This window comes from Nocardia sputorum (genome assembly GCF_027924405.1).
GTDB lineage: Bacteria > Actinomycetota > Actinomycetes > Mycobacteriales > Mycobacteriaceae > Nocardia > Nocardia sputorum.
The window spans coordinates 4,170,366-4,187,385 of the sequence record NZ_AP026978.1 but is presented as its reverse complement, the minus strand read 5'-3'; the positions used below and the strand labels follow the sequence as shown (position 1 = coordinate 4,187,385).

General features: G+C 70.5%; 13 protein-coding genes. 3 read left to right on the top strand and 10 right to left on the bottom strand.

Features of this window, described 5'->3' with window-relative positions:
* Positions 1-20: 20 nt before the first annotated feature.
* From QMG86_RS18800 to QMG86_RS18790, 3 genes are read left to right on the top strand one after another with little or no spacing between them, the layout of a single operon-like run.
* Entirely contained in the window at positions 21-1,718 is a 1,698-nt protein-coding gene (locus QMG86_RS18800; protein WP_281873697.1) for a GMC family oxidoreductase N-terminal domain-containing protein, read from the top strand.
* A gap of 53 nt (positions 1,719-1,771) precedes the next feature.
* Positions 1,772-2,299 (top strand): GNAT family N-acetyltransferase, encoded by a 528-nt coding sequence (locus QMG86_RS18795; protein ID WP_281873696.1) that lies wholly within the window; start codon positions 1,772-1,774, stop codon positions 2,297-2,299.
* 46 nt (positions 2,300-2,345) lie between these two features.
* Positions 2,346-2,930 carry an NAD-dependent epimerase/dehydratase family protein gene (locus QMG86_RS18790; RefSeq protein ID WP_281873695.1) on the top strand — a complete coding sequence of 195 codons (585 nt, stop codon included), beginning with the start codon at positions 2,346-2,348 and terminating at the stop codon, positions 2,928-2,930.
* 6 nt (positions 2,931-2,936) lie between these two features.
* Here QMG86_RS18790 and QMG86_RS18785 read toward each other — a convergent pair whose 3' ends face one another.
* The 10 genes from QMG86_RS18785 to QMG86_RS18740 form a co-directional block, all read right to left on the bottom strand.
* On the bottom strand, positions 2,937-4,070 hold the full coding sequence (locus QMG86_RS18785; protein ID WP_281881024.1) for a MarP family serine protease: 1,134 nt from the start codon (positions 4,068-4,070) through the stop codon (positions 2,937-2,939).
* A 151-nt stretch (positions 4,071-4,221) separates the two neighbouring features.
* Positions 4,222-6,930: a fumarate reductase/succinate dehydrogenase flavoprotein subunit gene (locus QMG86_RS18780; protein ID WP_281873694.1), complete on the bottom strand. Its 2,709-nt coding sequence runs from the start codon at positions 6,928-6,930 to the stop codon at positions 4,222-4,224.
* On the bottom strand, positions 6,927-7,667 hold the full coding sequence (locus QMG86_RS18775) for an ABC transporter ATP-binding protein (RefSeq protein ID WP_281873693.1): 741 nt from the start codon (positions 7,665-7,667) through the stop codon (positions 6,927-6,929). Before QMG86_RS18775 ends, QMG86_RS18780 begins: the two co-directional genes overlap by 4 nt.
* On the bottom strand, positions 7,664-8,521 hold the full coding sequence (locus tag QMG86_RS18770; RefSeq protein WP_281873692.1) for an ABC transporter permease: 858 nt from the start codon (positions 8,519-8,521) through the stop codon (positions 7,664-7,666). Before QMG86_RS18770 ends, QMG86_RS18775 begins: the two co-directional genes overlap by 4 nt.
* Positions 8,518-9,945 (bottom strand): ABC transporter substrate-binding protein, encoded by a 1,428-nt coding sequence (locus tag QMG86_RS18765; protein ID WP_281873691.1) that lies wholly within the window; start codon positions 9,943-9,945, stop codon positions 8,518-8,520. Before QMG86_RS18765 ends, QMG86_RS18770 begins: the two co-directional genes overlap by 4 nt.
* 12 nt (positions 9,946-9,957) lie before the next feature.
* Entirely contained in the window at positions 9,958-10,185 is a 228-nt protein-coding gene (locus QMG86_RS18760) for a 4Fe-4S dicluster domain-containing protein (protein ID WP_039797742.1), read from the bottom strand.
* Positions 10,186-10,941, bottom strand: coding sequence for a GntR family transcriptional regulator (locus QMG86_RS18755; protein WP_434085594.1), 756 nt, complete (start codon positions 10,939-10,941; stop codon positions 10,186-10,188). It abuts the gene before it with no gap.
* Positions 10,942-11,369: 428 nt separating this feature from the next.
* Positions 11,370-11,981 (bottom strand): QsdR family transcriptional regulator, encoded by a 612-nt coding sequence (locus QMG86_RS18750; protein ID WP_281873689.1) that lies wholly within the window; start codon positions 11,979-11,981, stop codon positions 11,370-11,372.
* A gap of 46 nt (positions 11,982-12,027) precedes the next feature.
* Positions 12,028-13,821 (bottom strand): acyl-CoA dehydrogenase, encoded by a 1,794-nt coding sequence (locus QMG86_RS18745; protein WP_281873688.1) that lies wholly within the window; start codon positions 13,819-13,821, stop codon positions 12,028-12,030.
* Between the two features lie 172 nt (positions 13,822-13,993).
* The gene (locus QMG86_RS18740; RefSeq protein ID WP_281873687.1) at positions 13,994-16,969 is read right to left on the bottom strand and encodes an ATP-binding protein; all 2,976 of its coding nucleotides are present in this window, start codon (positions 16,967-16,969) and stop codon (positions 13,994-13,996) included.
* Positions 16,970-17,020 lie beyond the last annotated feature (51 nt).

Here is a 17,020-nt window from a genome sequence, read left to right as displayed (position 1 = left end):
GCCGCCATACGCTCGAGCGCATGGACAGCCACTACGACGTGCTCGTCATCGGCTCCGGCTTCGGCGGCAGCGTCGCCGCGCTGCGCGCGACCGAGAAGGGATACCGGGTCGGCGTGCTCGAGGCGGGCCGGCGCTTCGCCGACCACGAGTACGCGAAGAACTCCTGGCATCTGCGCGAGTACCTGTGGGCGCCGAAACTCGGCTGCTATGGCATCCAGCGGATGACCTTGCTCAACGACACCTTCATCATGAGCGGGACCGGAGTCGGGGGCGGTTCGCTGGTGTACGCCAACACGCTCTACGAGCCGCCGGAGAAGTTCTACCGCGACAAGCAGTGGGCGCACATCACCGATTGGCGGGACGAGCTGGCGCCGTACTACGACCAGGCCAAACGGATGCTCGGAGTCACCGAGAATCCGGCGACCACCCCGACCGACCGGATTCTGCGCGAAGTCGCGGAGGACATGGGCATCGGCCACACCTACTGCCGCACGCCGGTGGGAGTGCTCTTCGCGGACAACGACTCCCGGCCGGGCCGGCAGGTCGCCGACCCGTTCTTCGGCGGCGCCGGACCGGCACGCTCGACCTGCACCCACTGCGGTGAATGCATGACCGGCTGCCGGCACGGCGCGAAGAACACCTTGGTGAAGAACTACCTCTACCTGGCCGAACAGGCCGGGGCCACGGTCCATCCGCTGACCACCGTCACGGACGTGCGCCCACGGGCCGAGGGCGGCTACGAAGTGCGGACGGTGCGCACCGGGCGGTGGGTGCGCAAGGCGGAGCAGACCTTCACCGCCGACCAGGTGATCTTCGCGGCGGCCGCGCTCGGCACCCAGAAGTTGCTGCACCGGTTGCGCGACAGCGGCAGTCTGCCGCAGGTCTCCGCGCGGCTGGGACACTTGGCCCGCACCAACTCCGAGGCTGTGCTCGCCGCGCGCTCGCTGCGCAAGGACACCGATTTCACCAAGGGCGTCGCGATCACCTCGTCGATCCATCCCAACGAGCACACCCACATCGAGCCGGTGCGCTACGGCAAGGGCAGCAATGCGATGAGTCTGCTGGCCACCGTGCTCGTGGACGGTCAGGAAGGCCGGGCCCGCTGGCGGCTGGGCGTGCGGGCGCTGGTGGCCCAGCGCCGTCACCTGCTGCGCCTGCACAATCCGCGACGCTGGTCCGAGCGCGTCATCGGCGTGCTCGTCATGCAGAACGTGGACAACTCGATCGTGACCTACACCAAGCGCGGCTTCTTCGGCAGGCGGATGACGACCAGGCTCGGCGACGGCGCCGCCCCGCCCACCTGGATCCCGGAGGGCCACGAGGTGACCAGGCGGATCGCCGAGAAGATCGACGGCCTCCCGCAGGGCGGTTGGACCGAACTGGCGAACATCCCGATCACCGGCCACTTCATCGGCGGCTGCGCGATCGGCGACTCGGCCGAGACCGGCGTCGTAGACCCGTATCACCGGGTCTACGGATACCCCGGCCTGCACATCACCGACGGCTCGACCATTTCGGCGAACCTGGGCGTGAATCCCTCCCTGACCATCACCGCCCAAGCCGAACGGGCCATGGCGTTGTGGCCGAACAAGGGCGAGGACGACCCGCGCCCGCCCCTCGGGACGGCCTACCGCAGGCTCGCGCCGATCGAACCGAAGAACCCGGCGGTCCCGGTCGCCGCGCCGGGCGCGCTGCGACTGCCCATCACTCCGGTCTGAGCAGGAGGAAATACGGTCGCGCCGGGGACGGTCCGGGTGACACGATCGGCGCTGTGCCCACCCATGTCACCCTGGAACCGCTCGACGAGCGATGCCTCACCGATCTGCTCCATGCGGCGGTGGCGGATGCGGAGCCGGGCGAGGTGATGCCGGTCGACGGGCCGGGCGGCTGGAATACCGACCAGCAAGAGCGCTTCCGGGCGTTCCACCGCCACCGCGCCCTGGCCAGTCCGCCGATCGAGTCGACCTACGGCATCCGAGTGGACGGCGAGGTGGTCGGAGCGGCACGACTGTGTCCGCTTCCCGACGCGCCGGACGCTGCCGAGGCGGGAGTCTGGATCGGCCGCTCCCGCCGGGGCGAGGGCATCGGCACCGCGGTTTTCGCCGGATTGATCGATCGGGCGGCCGCCGAGGGCTACACGAAACTCTTCGTGAGTACGACGACGGACAACGCCGCCGTCCTGCGCCTCCTGGCCGCACGCGGCATCGAATGGACCGTGAACGGCGACGCGGCCACCGCCTGGGTGCGCTGCGACCGAACTTCGTCGCCTACGCCACAGTCGCGCAAACGCGAGCGATGAAGGGGCCGCGCACACCCGGCGCCGCAGGCGCTGGAAAATCGACACCATGCGCATCTTCCTGGCCGGTGCCACCGGCGTGATCGGAGTCCGCTTGCTTCCGCTGCTCGTCGAGGCGGGGCACGAGGTCGCGGGGATGACCCGCTCGGCGGCCAAGGCCGACCGGGTGCGGGCGGCGGGCGCCGAGCCGGTGGTGTGCGATGTCTACGACGCCGACGCGCTGACCGCCGCCGTGGTGCGGTTCGGAGCCGACATGGTGATGCACCAGCTCACCGACCTGCCGGACGACGCCGCGCTGCTGCCGGAGCGAGCCGAGGCGAACGCGCGCATTCGCACCGAGGGCACCCGCAACTTGATCGCCGCCGCGCGGGCGGCCGGTGCGAAACGTTTTCTGGCGCAGAGCATCGCGTGGGAACCGCCCGCGGGCCGGGGCGCGGTGATCCAGGAGCACGAAGCGGCCGTGCTGGGCGTCGACGGCGTGGTGGTGAAGTACGGCCAGTTCTACGGGCCGGGCACCTATTACGAGACCGAACTGCCCACGCACCCGCGCGTGCACGTCGATGATGCCGCGGAGCGGACGATTCCGCTGTTGGACGCCTCGAGCGGTGTGGTGATCGTCGCCGACGCCTCCTGACGGCGGTCAGGCGGCGCAGGGGCCGGTGTCGACCGGCCGGTCCGAACGCCAGGCGTGGTCGAGCCGGTCGAGAACCTCGGGCAGGCTCGTGGCGAACCCGACGTTGCTGTTGTTCTCGTCGACACCGAACACGATGGCCAGCACACGGCCGTCGCGGTCGACCAGCGGGCCGCCCGAATTGCCGTGCTGGATAGCGCCGTCCAGGGTATAGATCTCACGTTCGCCGAGACCGGTGCGGTAGATGTCGCGCACCTGGCGCGCGGCGCGGCTGCGCACCCGGGTGGCGGACGCGGTGTAGGACCCGCCCCTGGGATAGCCGAGCGCGATGGCGTCGGTGCCGGGACCGGCGGGTTCGGGGGCGACGGTGAGGGCGGGCGCGGCGAGACCGGGGACGGCGAGCACCGCGATGTCCATGGTCGGATCGAACTGCACGACCGTCGCGGCGAGCGCTCCGGTCGCGGTGTCGACGGAGACTTTGCTCGATCCGGCGACGACGTGCGCGTTGGTCAGCACGCGCTCCGGCGCGATGACGAATCCGGAACCGGACTGGCGCACCCCGCAGGTCGGCGCGAGATCCTGGACACGCAGGACGCTCGGCCGCAGTGCTGCGGGCATCGGACCCTCGGTGATGCCCGGATCGGGCGGCGCGAGCGGGCGGCCGATGCCCGCGTCCACGATCGGCCCGGTGAGCACCTCGGACAGTCCGGACAGCCAGAACGGCGCGACGCCGTCGACGGTTCGCACGGTCGTCGAATCACGTACCAAGGCGGCGGATTCCAGCGGTGCGGCGAACAACCACACCACCAGCGGGACCGCGAGGGCGTGGACGAGGCACCCGCAGAGGGCGTCGGCGCGTCGCGTGACCGGACCGGAAACCGCGGCGCGCGCGGCTCGTCCGGCCCGATGCCCGGCGATCGCGCCGAACGCGACCATTCCGGCGATCACCGTCAGCGCGAGCAGAAGCCGCACGGGGCCCGGGGCGAACTGGCCGAGCGTCGCGGCCGAGAGCGCCGCGCCGAGGATCGCCCCCGCCAGACCACCCGCGAACCCGGGCAGTCCTACGATCGCGCCGCGGCGCCAGCCGAGCACCGCGGCGACCGCGAGAGCGGCGAGCACGGCGAGATCCAGCCCGTTCGGCACGGTCAACGCCACACTCCCGTCGCTGCTGATGGAGAACGGCGACGGACTCGTCGTCGGCCGCCCCGTCACCCGGCTATACCCTGGTTAGCGCGTCGGCAACGGTCGAGCCGCTAATTTAATCAGCGATTCGAGCTGCGGCAACCATGTCGCTCTACGCCGTGGGCTGGGTGGCCAGCGCCCGCCGGGCATACGCGCGCACGTCGGCATCGGTGTCGTCGATCGCGGCGCGCAGCGCGTCGTGCGCGGCGGGCAGGTCCGGCCATGCCGACAGCGACAGCACCGCCGCCTTGCGGACGTCCAGATGCGGGTCGTGCAGCGCCGCAGCCAGAATCGGCACCGCGAGGTCCGGGTCGGCGCCCGCGAGTCCGCGCGCCGCGCCCTGCCGGATCTGCCAGGCCGAGTGGCGCAGGGCGGCGTCCAGCGCGGCGACGTCCGCGGGCTCGGCGCCGAGCTGGGCGAACGCGGTCAGCGCCGCGGCGCGGACCAGCGGGTCCTGGTCGTCGCCGAGGCGGCGGATCACCTCGGTTCCGCCGTCGCCGATGGCGGCCAGGCCCTGAGCGACCGCGATCCGCACCTCCCGGTTCTCGTCGGTGGCCAGAGTGGCGACACCGTCGCGATCGTTCAGCGAGACGAGCGCGCGAACCGCCTCGATGCGGACGCGATGATCCCCATCCGCGAGCGCGGCGCGATACTGCGCGGCCTCGCCCGCCCGCAGCGCGCGCAACAGATCGATCACGGTGGACCGCACGACGGGATCCGGCGAACCGAGCCGGTCGGCGAGTCCCGCGGCCGAGGGCAGCACCTCGACGAGTTCGCGCAGGCTGGCCGCGGCGGCGCGGCGGACCGAAGCCGCCTCGTCGTCCAACGCCCCGCCCAGGGCGGTGGCGAAGCCCTCCGGTGTGTGCTCGGTCAGCACCGAGATCGCCGCGGCCCGTACGCCCGCGTCCGGATCAGTCAGGTAGGCCGACAATTGCGTCACCGTGGGCTCGTCGAGCGCGAGCAGTGCGACGATGCGCGGTGACGGGGGAGTGGCGGGCTGCGCGGTACCGGCTTCGGTCCGGTCGTGCTCAGCGCCGACGCCGGTGTGCGGCGCACGGCCGACGGGCTGGTGCGGCTGGTGCACCGGCACCGCCTCGGCATCGGCCGAGGGCAGGTCGTCGAGCCCGGGCACGGGAACCAGGTACGGCGCCACCGGCCGCTTCAGGAACGCCATGGTTCCGTCGGGGTTCTTGCGCAGGTTGAGGTGGTATCGCCATTCGACATCGTCGCGTTCGGGTAGGTCGGCGCGCTCGTGGTAGAGGCCCCAACGGGATTCGGTCCTGGTCAGTGAACTGCGCGCGGCCATCTCGGCGCAGTCGCGGATGAACGACACCTCCACCGCGCGCATCAGCTCGTGCGGGGTGCGCGCGCCGATGCCGTCGACCTCCGCGCGCATCCGGTCGAAGGTCTCCACCGCGATGGCCAGCTTGGTCGCCGTCTTGGGCGGCGCGACATAGTCGTTCACGAAACGCCGCAGTTTGTATTCGACCTGCGGTTGCGGCGGCCCGTCCGGCTGACGCAGCGGCCGGTAGATCAGCTCGTGGGCCGCGGCCAGCTGGTCCTCGGGCAGCTCGTCCGGCGCGGTGACCTCGGCCAGGGTGGACGCGGCGTGCGTGCCGGCCAGATCACCGAAGACGAACGCGCCGATCATGTAGTTGTGCGGCACGCACGCCAGATCGCCCGCCGCGTACAGGCCGGGCACCGTGGTGCGCGCGTGCTCGTCGACCCACACGCCGGAGGCGGAATGCCCACCGCACAGGCCGATCTCGGAGATGTGCATCTCGATGTCGTGGGTGCGGTAGTCGTGGCCGCGGTTGGCGTGGAAGGTGCCGCGGGTCGGGCGCTCGGTCGTGTGCAGGATGCCTTCGAGTGTGCTGAGCGTCTCGTCGGGCAGGTGCGACACCTTGAGATAGATCGGGCCGCGCGCGGATTCGATCTCGCGTTTGACCTCGGCCATCATCTGGCCCGACCAGTAGTCGGAGTCGACGAAGCGTTCGCCTTCGGCGTTGACCTGGTAGCCGCCGAACGGATTGGCCACGTACGCGCAGGCCGGGCCGTTGTAATCCTTGATCAGCGGGTTGATCTGGAAGCATTCGATGCCGCTGAGTTCGGCGCCCGCGTGGTAGGCCATCGAGTAGCCGTCGCCCGCGTTCGTGGGGTTCTCGTAGGTGCCGTAGAGGTATCCGCTGGAGGGCAGCCCGAGCCTGCCGCACGGTCCGGTGGCCAGGATCACCGCTTTCGCGCCGACGGCCACGAATTCGCCGGTGCGGGTGTGCAGGGCGGCGGCGCCGACCGCGCGCCCGTTGTCGGTGAGCACGCGCACCGGCATCAGCCGGTTCTCGATGCGGATCTTCTCGCGCATCTTGCGCTGGCGCAGCACGCGATACAGCGCCTTCTTGACGTCCTTGCCCTCGGGCATCGGCAGCACGTACGAGCCGGAGCGATGCACCCGGCGCACCGCGTACTCGCCGTACTCGTCCTTCTCGAACTTCACCCCGTAGCGCTCCAGCCGCTGCACCATGGCGAAGCCGCGCGTCGCGGTCTGATAGATGGTGCGCTGGTCGACGATGCCGTCGTTGGCCCGGGTGATCTCGGCGACGTAGTCCTCCGGTTCGGCCTTGCCCGGGATCACGGCGTTGTTCACGCCGTCCATGCCCATGGCCAGCGCACCGGAGTGCCGCACGTGCGCCTTCTCCAGCAGCAGCACGTTCGCGCTCTGCTCGGCGGCGGTGAGCGCGGCCATCGTGCCCGCCGTGCCGCCGCCGATGACGAGCACGTCGCAATCCAGCCGAATCCGTTCCGACAGGGGCGGAATGTTCACAGTCTCTCCAGGATCTCGGCCTTCGTCGCGGACCGGTCGATCGCCTCGCGCGGGCTGGGCACGGGGACCAGCGCGCGCAGCGTGCCGCCGCCGAGTACGGCGATGCGGTCGCCGAGCAGCAGGGCTTCATCGAGGTCGTGGGTGACGAAGACGATGGTGGTGGGGTGGGCTCGCCAGGTCTGGATCAGCAGGCGCTGCATGGTCTCCCTCGTCTGGGTGTCCAGCGCGCCGAACGGCTCGTCCATCAGCACAGCGCGCGGCGCGGCGGCCAGGCTGCGCGCCAGCTGCACGCGCTGGCGCATGCCGCCGGACAGGTCGCGCGGCAGGTAGTCGGCGTACCCGGTGAGCCCGACCTCGTCCACCCAGTGCAGCGCGGTGGCTCTGCGCTCGGCCCGGGGGGTTCCGCGCAGGCGCAGGGCGAGTTCGATGTTCTGGCGTACGGTGCGCCACGGCAACAGCGCGTCGTCCTGGAACACCAGGGCGCGGTCGGCCGCGGGTCCGGTGACGGGGTCGCCGTCGGCCAGCACGGCTCCGCCTTCCGGCGCGCGCAGTCCGGCGATCGCGCGCAGCAACGTCGACTTGCCGCAGCCGGATTTGCCGACCACGACGAGGATTTCCCCCGGCGCGATCGACAGGTCGAGGCCGTCGAGCACCGGTTCGCCGCCGTAGGCGATCCGGACGCCGGTCAGGCTCAGGCGCATTCCGGTCGATGCCGGTGCTTCGATCACTGTGGTCATGCTTCGACCTCCCTGGGCAGCCAGCGGGTGATGCGGCGGCCGGCCAGTTCGACCAGCCCCGAAGTCGCGAAACCGAGGACGCCGATGGTGATCATGCCGACGAACACCGCCGGATAGTCCACGATGGTGTAGGCCTGCCAGGTGCGGTAGCCGACGCCGAGGCGGCCGGAGATCATCTCCGCGGAGATGAGACAGATCCACGCCACGCCGACACCGACGGACAGTCCGCTGAAGACGCCGGGCAGGATGCCGGGGAACACCACGCGCGCGAGCACGTCCAGCCGGGACGCGCCGAGCGTGCGCACCGCGTCCTCCCAGATCGTCGGCAGGGCGCGCACCGCATGCCTGGTGCTCACCAGCACCGGGAACAGTGACGCGGTGAAGGTGATGAACACGATGCCGGATTCGTCGCTGGGGAACAGCAGGATCGCGACCGGGACCAGGGCGATGGCCGGGATCGGCCGGACCAGTTCGGCCAACGGGCCGAAGGTGTCGGCCAGCAGCCGCGACCGGCCCAGGCCGATGCCCGCGATGACGCCGATCACCGCCGCCAGCCCGAAGCCGGTGACGATCCGGATCAGCGACTGCGCGATGTCCAGGTAGTACTGGTCGGCGCGCAGCTGCGTGCCGAATTCGGCGACGATCTCGGTGACGGTCGGCAGCGTGTCGAAACGCAGGCCCGCCCGCACGTTGTTGACCGTGAGCAGCTGCCACAGACCGACCGCGACGGCGACGGAGGCCACCCGCAGCAGGCGCGAGCGCCAAGCCGAGCGCGGCGTCGGTGTGGCCGCCGCTCGGGTGACGGTGGGTTCGGCCGTGACCGGCACCGCCGGTGCGGCGAGTTCGCTGGTCATCCGCGTACTTCCGTGACGGCCTGGTCGTAGGTGACCGGCGCGGCGGACGGATGCGCCTGCCGGTAGCGCTGCGCGGCCGCGGGGGTGGTGAAAGGCAGGTAGGCGGCGCCGTCGCGCAGCCAGATCGACTTGTCGGCGAACCAGCGGGTGCCCAGTTCGGTGTCCGGGACATAGGCCGCCCGGATCGTCTTGCCCTGCGCCTTCGCGGCCTGGACGGCGCGCAGCAGGCAGGTCGGATCCGCGGCCGGTTGCGGCTGGGATGCACCGTCCACCCACAGCTCGCCGGCCAGCGCGGGATTCTCCGCCGCTTTGCCGCAAACGGGGTCGGCGCCGCTCACCCGGGCCGGGTTGGCGGTGGACGCCAGGTCACGGTCGTAGTCGCCGCCGCCGGTCTCCGCGTACGCCTTGCGCAGCGGCCCGTCGTCGACGAACCGGTCGATGTCCAGGTCCGCGAAGTCGCCGATCGACTTCAGATATGCCACATCGCCTTTGAGCGCGTTGATCAGGCTCGGCTTGAGCGTGGTGTCGAAACTCGTTCCGCCGGGGCCGTTGTAGAGGTACACCACCTCCGGCGGCAGTCCGGACCCGTCGGCGACGATCTTCGCGGCCTCGAACGGCTTCTCCCGCAGGAACCGGGTGGCGTCCAGTTGCGCGGCCAGGAACGCCTGCAGCACCTCCGGGTGCTCGGCGGCGTAGGCGCGCCGGGCGACCACGCCGTGGAAGGTCGGCACGCCGAGTTCGGCGCCGTCGTAGAGCAGCTTGGCCTTGTTCTGGAAGACGACCAGCCCCGGCCACGCCACGAACTGGGACAGCGCGCCCACCTGACGGGATTCCAAGGCCGTCGCGCCGACCTGCGGCTGCTGGTTGAGCACCTCCACGCCCTTGGCCGGATCGATCCCGGCCCGCGACAGCGCCTGCACCAGCGTGCCGTGCCCGGCCGAGCCGACGCTGGCCGAGATCTTCTGTCCGGCCAGGTCGGCGATGCCGGTGGCCGCCGAATCGTTCGGCACCACGACCATGTTCAGCGCGCCCTTGGGGTTGTACCCGGTGACCGACACCAGCTCGGTGCGCGAGCGCTCGTTGACCTGGGTGCGGGAGCCGTTGATCAGCAGCGGGTAGTCACCCATCGACCCGATGTCGATCTTTTCGGCCACCATCTGCGCGGTGATCGGCGCGCCCGTGTCGTAGTCCTGCCACTCGACCTGGTACTTGGCCCCGCCGCTTTCGGTGATCTTCTGCAGCCGCTGCTCGAGGTAACCCTGCGCGCGGAGCAGAGTGCCCGCGGTGACGGTGTTGATGGTCTTGGACTGGTAGCCGACGACCACCTTGACGGTGCCCGCCGGTGTGTCGTCGCTCTGCTCCAGCGAGCACCCGGCGAGCGCGAGCGCGGCGGCGAGCAGGACGGGGGCGAATTTCACTTTCATCGGTCTTCCAGATCAGCGGAGCAGGTAGGGCATGTTGACGGTGACGGCGCCGGTGGGGCAGCGGGCCGCGCAGGGACCGCAGTACCAGCACTCGTCCACGTGCATGAAGGCCTTGCCGTTCTCGGGGTTGATGGCCAGGGAGTCGAGGGGGCAGATCTCGACGCACAGCGTGCAGCCCTGGATGCACAGCGACTCATCGATGGTGACGGGGATGTCGGCGCGCTGGTTCACGAGTGCCATCTAGAGGACCTTCCATTCGGGGGTGCTGCGGGTCAGGCTGCCGCGCATGGTGATGCGGTCGCCGCGCATGCGGATGTACTCCAGATCCACCGGGCGGCCGTCGTCGAGCCGGGTCAGTCGTTCCAGCATCAGCAGCGGCGCGCCGCCGGGGACGTCGAGGGTGGAGGCGGTGTGCGGGTCGGCGGGCACCGCCTCCAGGGCGAGGTCGGCCGAGCCGAGCGAGTGGCCGCTGATGCGTTCGAGCAGCACGAAGACGTCGGTGTGCTCGAGGTCGTGGCCGAGCACCTCGGTGCCGATGTCGGGCACGAGGTAGGTGAGGTCGAGGCTCAGCGGCAGATCCGCGAGGTAGCGCAGCCGCTCCAGGTAGACCACGCGCTCGCCCGGCGCCAGGCCGAGCCTGCGGGCGACGGCGGGCGGAGCGGCGACGTGCATCGCCGCGCGCACCTCGTTACGTACGGTGCCGTGGCCCTTGAACGTCTCCTGCAAGCCGAGCAGCGCGTCCAGGCCATGGTCGTACTTGCGGGTGGCCACCCGGGTGCCCACTTTGGGCGCCCGGTCGATCAAGCCCTCGTCCTTCAACAGTGCCAACGCGTCGCGGACGGTGTTGCGGGAGGAGCCGTACTCGGCGGCGAGCTCCTGTTCGCTCGGCAGCGCGCCGTCGAACGCGCCCGCGTGCAGTTGGTGGCGCAAGATGTCGGCCACCCGCCGCGCTTGATCGGCGCGCAACTGCCGCACCGGCGTGGGTTCCGCTGCCACCGTCTCCGCCTTTCCATCGCTGACCTGCACGAATAGCGACGATAACGGGGTCGCGGGCGGGTCGGCGCCACGCTGACCGCCGACGGAAATCAGGGGATGTTATTGCGCCGGGCGCTTCCCGGCCCGACCTGGCGATATGCGGCAACGCTCGGGCATTACGCCACCCGCGCGACGCGGAGCGCATTTCGATCAGGCCGATTCGAATTACGCCGTCGGGGCAGGTGCGGGCCGAAATCTACGGAGGCGAACCGTAGATAGTCCGTTCATCGGCCGGGGACGGTGATGCACGCCGGAGCGAGCGTCGTCCTGCGCTGCCCGCCCGGTCGAGCCGGGTGCTCGCGCGCCCGGCCGGACGCCCGTCGTGCCGCCGCGGATCAGCGGATCCGGAACCCGGAAGGTCTCGGGATGCGCCTCGGGGTCGCGGTGCGCTACGGCGTGATGGCCTCGGGGATGCCCAGCAGCGCCGCCTGGACCTCGTGCAGCCGGTCGACGTCCCCGCGGATGCCCGCGACGCTGTCGTTGTACAGGAATGCCTCGCCGAGCCGGACCAGCGCGTAGGCCAGCAGCGCCGGTTCCAGCGGCGGGGTGTAGCCGTCCTCCTCCGTGGCGCGGATGATCAGCTCGCGGACGGTGCCGACGACCAGCGGTTGCACCGGTCCGTCGCCCGCGGTGAGGATGCGCAGCCCGGACAGCGGCTCGTTCTCGAAGTAGCGCCGGAACGGTTCGTTGTCGGTCATCCACCGGTTGACCCGGTACAGCACGTCCAGGATGCGCCGCGCTCCGGTGGAGCGGCGGCGGGCGTCGGCGCGGGTGAGCAGCGCCTCGAACTCCCCGGCCAGGACCGCACCGAGCACCCCGTCGCGGGAGCCGAACCAGCGGTAGACCGACGCGCGGCTGAGCCCGAGTTGTCCGGCGATCGCCTGGATGTCCACGCGTTCACCGGCCAGGAACGCCCGGCGAGCGTGCTCGATGACCTGTTCCCTGGTCGCGGAGGCCGGTCGGCCGGGAGGGCGAGTGGTCCGCTGGCTGGAATCGATCACCGCGGAATGATACATCTTCGAGAGAGTGTATCGAAACGGGCCGCGTTCAGAACCAGGCGTCGCGCATCTGCAGAGTAGTCCGGTCCAGCCTGGCGAGCAGATCCAGCGCCGGTGCGGTCTTCGGCAATTCGAAACGATAGAAGAACCGGGCCGCGTGCCGCTTCCCATCGTAGAAATCACCGGAACGCTCCCCAGCGGCGAGGAACTGTTCGAGCCAGATCCAGGCCAGCACGGTGTGCCCGAACGCTTCCAGATACACCGAGCTGTTGGCCAGCGCGGCCTCGACATCACCGGTGGCGAACAGTCCGGCGGTCACCTCGACCAACCGCCGCCATGCCGAATCCAGCTCAGCGGCGAGCTCGGCCGCTTCGCCGCCCGACGCGCGTGCGGCCGTGATGGTCGCGTCGACGCGCGAACCGAGCGCGAGCAGGCTGGCGCCGCCCTGCTGAGTGACCTTGCGTCCCAGCAGGTCCAAGCCCTGGATGCCGTGCGTGCCCTCGTGGATCGGGTTGAGCCGGTTGTCCCGGTAATGCTGTTCGACGTTGTATTCGCGGGTGTAGCCGTAGCCGCCGAGCACCTGGATGGCGAGGCTGTTGGCCTCCAGGCACCACTGCGAGGGCCAGCTCTTCGCGATCGGGGTGAGGATGTCCAGCAGCAGGGTGACCGCGCGGCGTTCGTCCTCGGATTCGGCGGTGCGCTGGTCGTCGACCAGTCGCGCGCAGTAGAGCACCAGCGCCAGAGCGCCTTCGGCATAGGACTTCTGTGCCAGCAGCATGCGCTTGACGTCGGCGTGCTCGATGATCGGCCGCTGCGGCGAGGACGGGTCGGCGGGGAGCTTGGCCCGGCCCTGCGTGCGCGTGCGCGCGTAGTCCAGCGACTCGAGATACCCGGTGTAGCCGAGCGCCGTGGCGACCAAGCCGACGCCGATGCGCGCCTCGTTCATCATGTGGAACATGTAGGTCAATCCGCGATGCGGCTCGCCGACCAGGTAGCCGACCGCGCCGGGCGCGCCGCCCGGCGTCCAGCGACCCTCGCCGAAATTCAGCACGGTGTTGACCGTGCCGCGAAAGCCCATCTTGTGGTTGAGCCCGGCCAGCGCGACGTCGTTGCGCTCGCCGATCGAACCGTCGTCGCCGACCAGGAACCGGGGCACCACGAACAGCGAGATGCCCTTGGTGCCCGCGGGCCCGCCGGGGATCTTGGCCAGCACCAGGTGGACGATGTTCTCGCCGAGTTCGTGATCGCCGCCCGAGATCCACATCTTGGTGCCGAAGAGGCGGTACGTACCGTCGTCCTGCGGTTCGGCGCGGGTGACGATGTCGGCCAGCGACGACCCGGCCTGCGGCTCCGACAGGCACATGGTGCCGAAGAAGCGGCCCTCGAGCATGGGCTCGACGAACTTCTCGACGTGCTCGGGTCCATGCGCGATGAGCAGATTCGCGTTGGCGACGGTGAGGAACGGGTAGCCCGCGGTGCCGGGGTTGGCCGCCTGGAACCAGGCGTAGCTCGCCTGCGCGACGGTCGCGGGCAGCTGTGCGCCGCCCAGTTCGTAATCCATTGCCGCCGAGGGCAGTCCGGCCTTGGCGAAGGCGGCCAGCGCCTGGCCCACCTCCGGGATGATGGTCACGCGTTCGCCGTCGAAGGTGGGCTCGTTGGCGTCGTTGAGCTTGTTGTGCGGCGCGAAGTACTTGGTGGCGAGCTGCTCGCTGAGCTCGAGCACGGCGTCGAAGGTCTCCCGCGAGTGCTCGGCGTACCGCGCGCGCTTGGTCAGTCCCTCGACGTCCAACCACTCGTAGAGCAGGAAATCGAGATCGCGCCGGGACAGCAGGGTCGACCGCATCAACCAGTCCTTTCGAGACATGTTCGACTTACTGTATCTTACGATGCGGCGGTGAGACAGGGGGCCGGTAGTCCCCGCCTCGGCTTCGGCAGTCTCGCCGCCCGCTGCCCGGCCGCGTTCGCCGCTCTGCGGCGTCGGTTCATGCGCGGAGGCAGGCAGTCGCCGCGCGTCCTCACCCGGAGACGAGCAATCCGCGTTCTCGCGCGATCGCGGCCGCCTCGGTGCGGCTGGACGCATCGAGCTTGGTGAGAATCCGCGAGACGTGCACGCCCGCGGTGTTGGCGCTGATGAACAACTCGGCCGCGATCCGACGGTTGCTCGCGCCCGTGGCCACCAGGCGTAGCACGTCGAGTTCACGCGGGGTCAGGCCAGAGGTGTTCGCCGGCCGGGCCGTGGCAGGCTGGCTACCGGAGTCGGCGAGTTCGATCCCGGCGCGATCGGCCAGCTGCCTGGCCTGCTCGGCGAGTGGCGCCGCCGCCACCTCGTCCGCGAGCCGGAGAACGGACCGCAGGGCGCTGCGCGCTGCCACACGATCACCCGCGGCCAATTCCGCTGTGCCGGATTCGAGCAGGCTGCGGGCCAGCTCGAATGGCCGGCGCAGGGTTCGCCAGGAAGAAGCTACCGCGGTCCAGTCGGCGGGACGGCCACTGCGCACGGCGTGGCAGGAATTCCGGTATGCGGCGTCGACCGCGGTGGTCACCGGCAGCCTTTCCGTTACGGAGTGGAGAACCAATGGGGCGCAGCGAGTTCGGGCGACAGCATCGGCCAGCGCCCATGCCTCGTGATGGTGCGCGGCCAGATCGTCCGCGGTGAGCGTCGCTGCGCCGATCTCGGCGGCGCGCTGCGGATTGCCCGTTGCGAGCGCGATCTCGGTCTGCACGGTGTGCAGCTGGATCTGATATTGCCTGGCCCAGCGCCGATCTCCGAGCAAGGGCTGGGCGTTCGCAGCGCTCGTCGTCGCGGCCTCGTCGTCGCCACGCGCCAGCATGATCCGCGCGTGACACAGCAGCAGCGCGGCGGTGCTCAACGGGGGCAACTGCTCGGTGAGCGATTCGTCGATCAGATCGAGCGCTTCGTTCCAGCGGCCCAGGGCGGTGAGCGCCTGCGCCCATTTGACCAGCAGAATCGGCGCGGCCTCGGCGAATCGGTAGCTCTCGTGCGCGGCACGCAACCCCTGTTGGATCGCCGCGATGGCCGCCTCGTCGGCGCCCGCAGACACCAGCAGCGCTGTTTCCCACAGCACCACGGTCACCAAGGTGCCCGGATCTCCCGCGGCCTTCGCGGCGGCATGCGCCTGCTCGAAATGGGCCATGGCGACGTCCGGACGGTCCGCGGTGGCCAGCCCGAGATAGGCGTGGGCACGCGCGGCCAGTGACGCGGCGCTCCGGTCCTCGCGAAGGACGCTCGAACGCCGCCAGTGGCTCACTGCGGTCGCGACATCCGCACCGGCCGCCTCCTCGATCACGCCCGGCGGGCGGAGTGCCGTAGCCGTGACCGATGAGGTGTCGTGGGCGGTGGGGACATCACGCAACTGTTCGGCTACCTCGACGGCGGCACGCGCGTCGTGCTCGGCCGCGGCCGCCGCGCCGCTGAACGCCCGTGCCGCGGCGAGCTCGGCGAGCACCTCGCCGCGTAGCAGAGTCGGACGGTTCGACGGAAGACATGCCAATGCCGCGCGCAGGTCGTCTTCGCCGCCGCCACTGCTCTGATTGCGCAGTCCGGCGCGGTAGTAGCGCAGCCGGGCGACACGCTCCGGCTCGGTCCCCGCATCGATGGCGGCCAGCGCCTCGTCGGCCGCCGCGATCCCGCGCTCGATGACGCCGCCCCGATAGCATGCCGCCACGACCGCTTCCACGACCTCGATCCGCTCGGCGTCCACTCGGCTCGCCGCTTCCGCCACCTGATCCCACGATTCGAGCACTCGGTCCAGATGGCGCACCTCGACACGGTGCGCCCCGACACTTCTCGCTTCCGCCGCCGCTTCCCAGGCGGCCTGGATTGCGGAGGTGAATTCTCCGGCGGCATACGCGTGAGAGGCCAGCTCGCCGGAGGGGCATTGGCCCGCATCGCGTTCGCGGAGCGCGATCAGTGCACGAGAAATGCTTCTGTGCAATCGTTTTCGTTCGGCCGGCAGCAAGTCGGCGTAGACGGCGTCGCGGATGAGGACGTGCCGGAACGCGTAACCGGTGTCGTCGGGCACCAGCAGCTGCTGGTCGACCAGCAGCCGCAACGCTGTGGTCAGCGCGTCCTCGGCGAGGTCGGAAGCCGCCGCCAGCACGGTGTGCCGGACCGGTGACCCGGCCGCCGCCGCGAGCCGCAGCACCGATGCTGCCTGAGCGGGCAGGTCCGACAGAGGACCGAGCAACAGCTCGGACAGCTCGGCGGGCGTGTCCTCGGGTGCGGGGCCGAGCGCCTCCACGAACAGCGGGATTCCTCTGCTGCGTTCGAAGACGCGCGTGATCGTCCCCGGTTCCGGTTCTCTGCCGCGCAGCGCGGCCAGCTGCCTGCCGACCTCGTGCTTGGTCAGCGGCGCCGTCGAGAGCAGGCGGACGCTCGGGTCTCGGCGCAGGCCGGTGACCAGCTTGCGCAGCGGCCCGGAATCGGCGGGCCGGTAAGTGCCGACCAAGAACAGATCCCCTTCGGCGATGTTGGCCACCAGGAAGGCGAGCAAGTCCAGGCCGGCGTCGTCGGACCAGTGAAGATCTTCCAGCACCACCACCAGCGGCTCGGTCATGGCGAACTGTTCCAGCACGGTCAAGATCTCGCCGAACAACCGGATCCTGTCGGTGTCGACCTCCGCCCCGTCAGACCGCGCCGCCAGTCCGGGAAGCCAGCGCGCCAGGGCCGGTCGCGCCGGAAGCAGCGCCGCGAGAGCCTCCACACCTTTGTCGCGCAGCAGTGCGCGCATGACCGCGATGAACGGAGCGAACGGAACTCCCTTCGCACCGAATTCCGGGCACCGTCCCGACACCACCGCCGTGCGAGCATCGAGCCGCGTCCCGAACTCCGCCACCAATCGCGACTTGCCGATGCCCGCTTCACCCCCGACCAGCACGGTATGCACCGCCGGATCCCGGTGAGCATCCTGCAACGCCGTGAGTTCGGCGGCCCGCCCCACGAAGGCGCCGCGTACCGGAAGGCTGACCACGGCGCGATCATGCCCGCCCCGCGCGCTCGGCGCCAACCACCGACCTGAAGT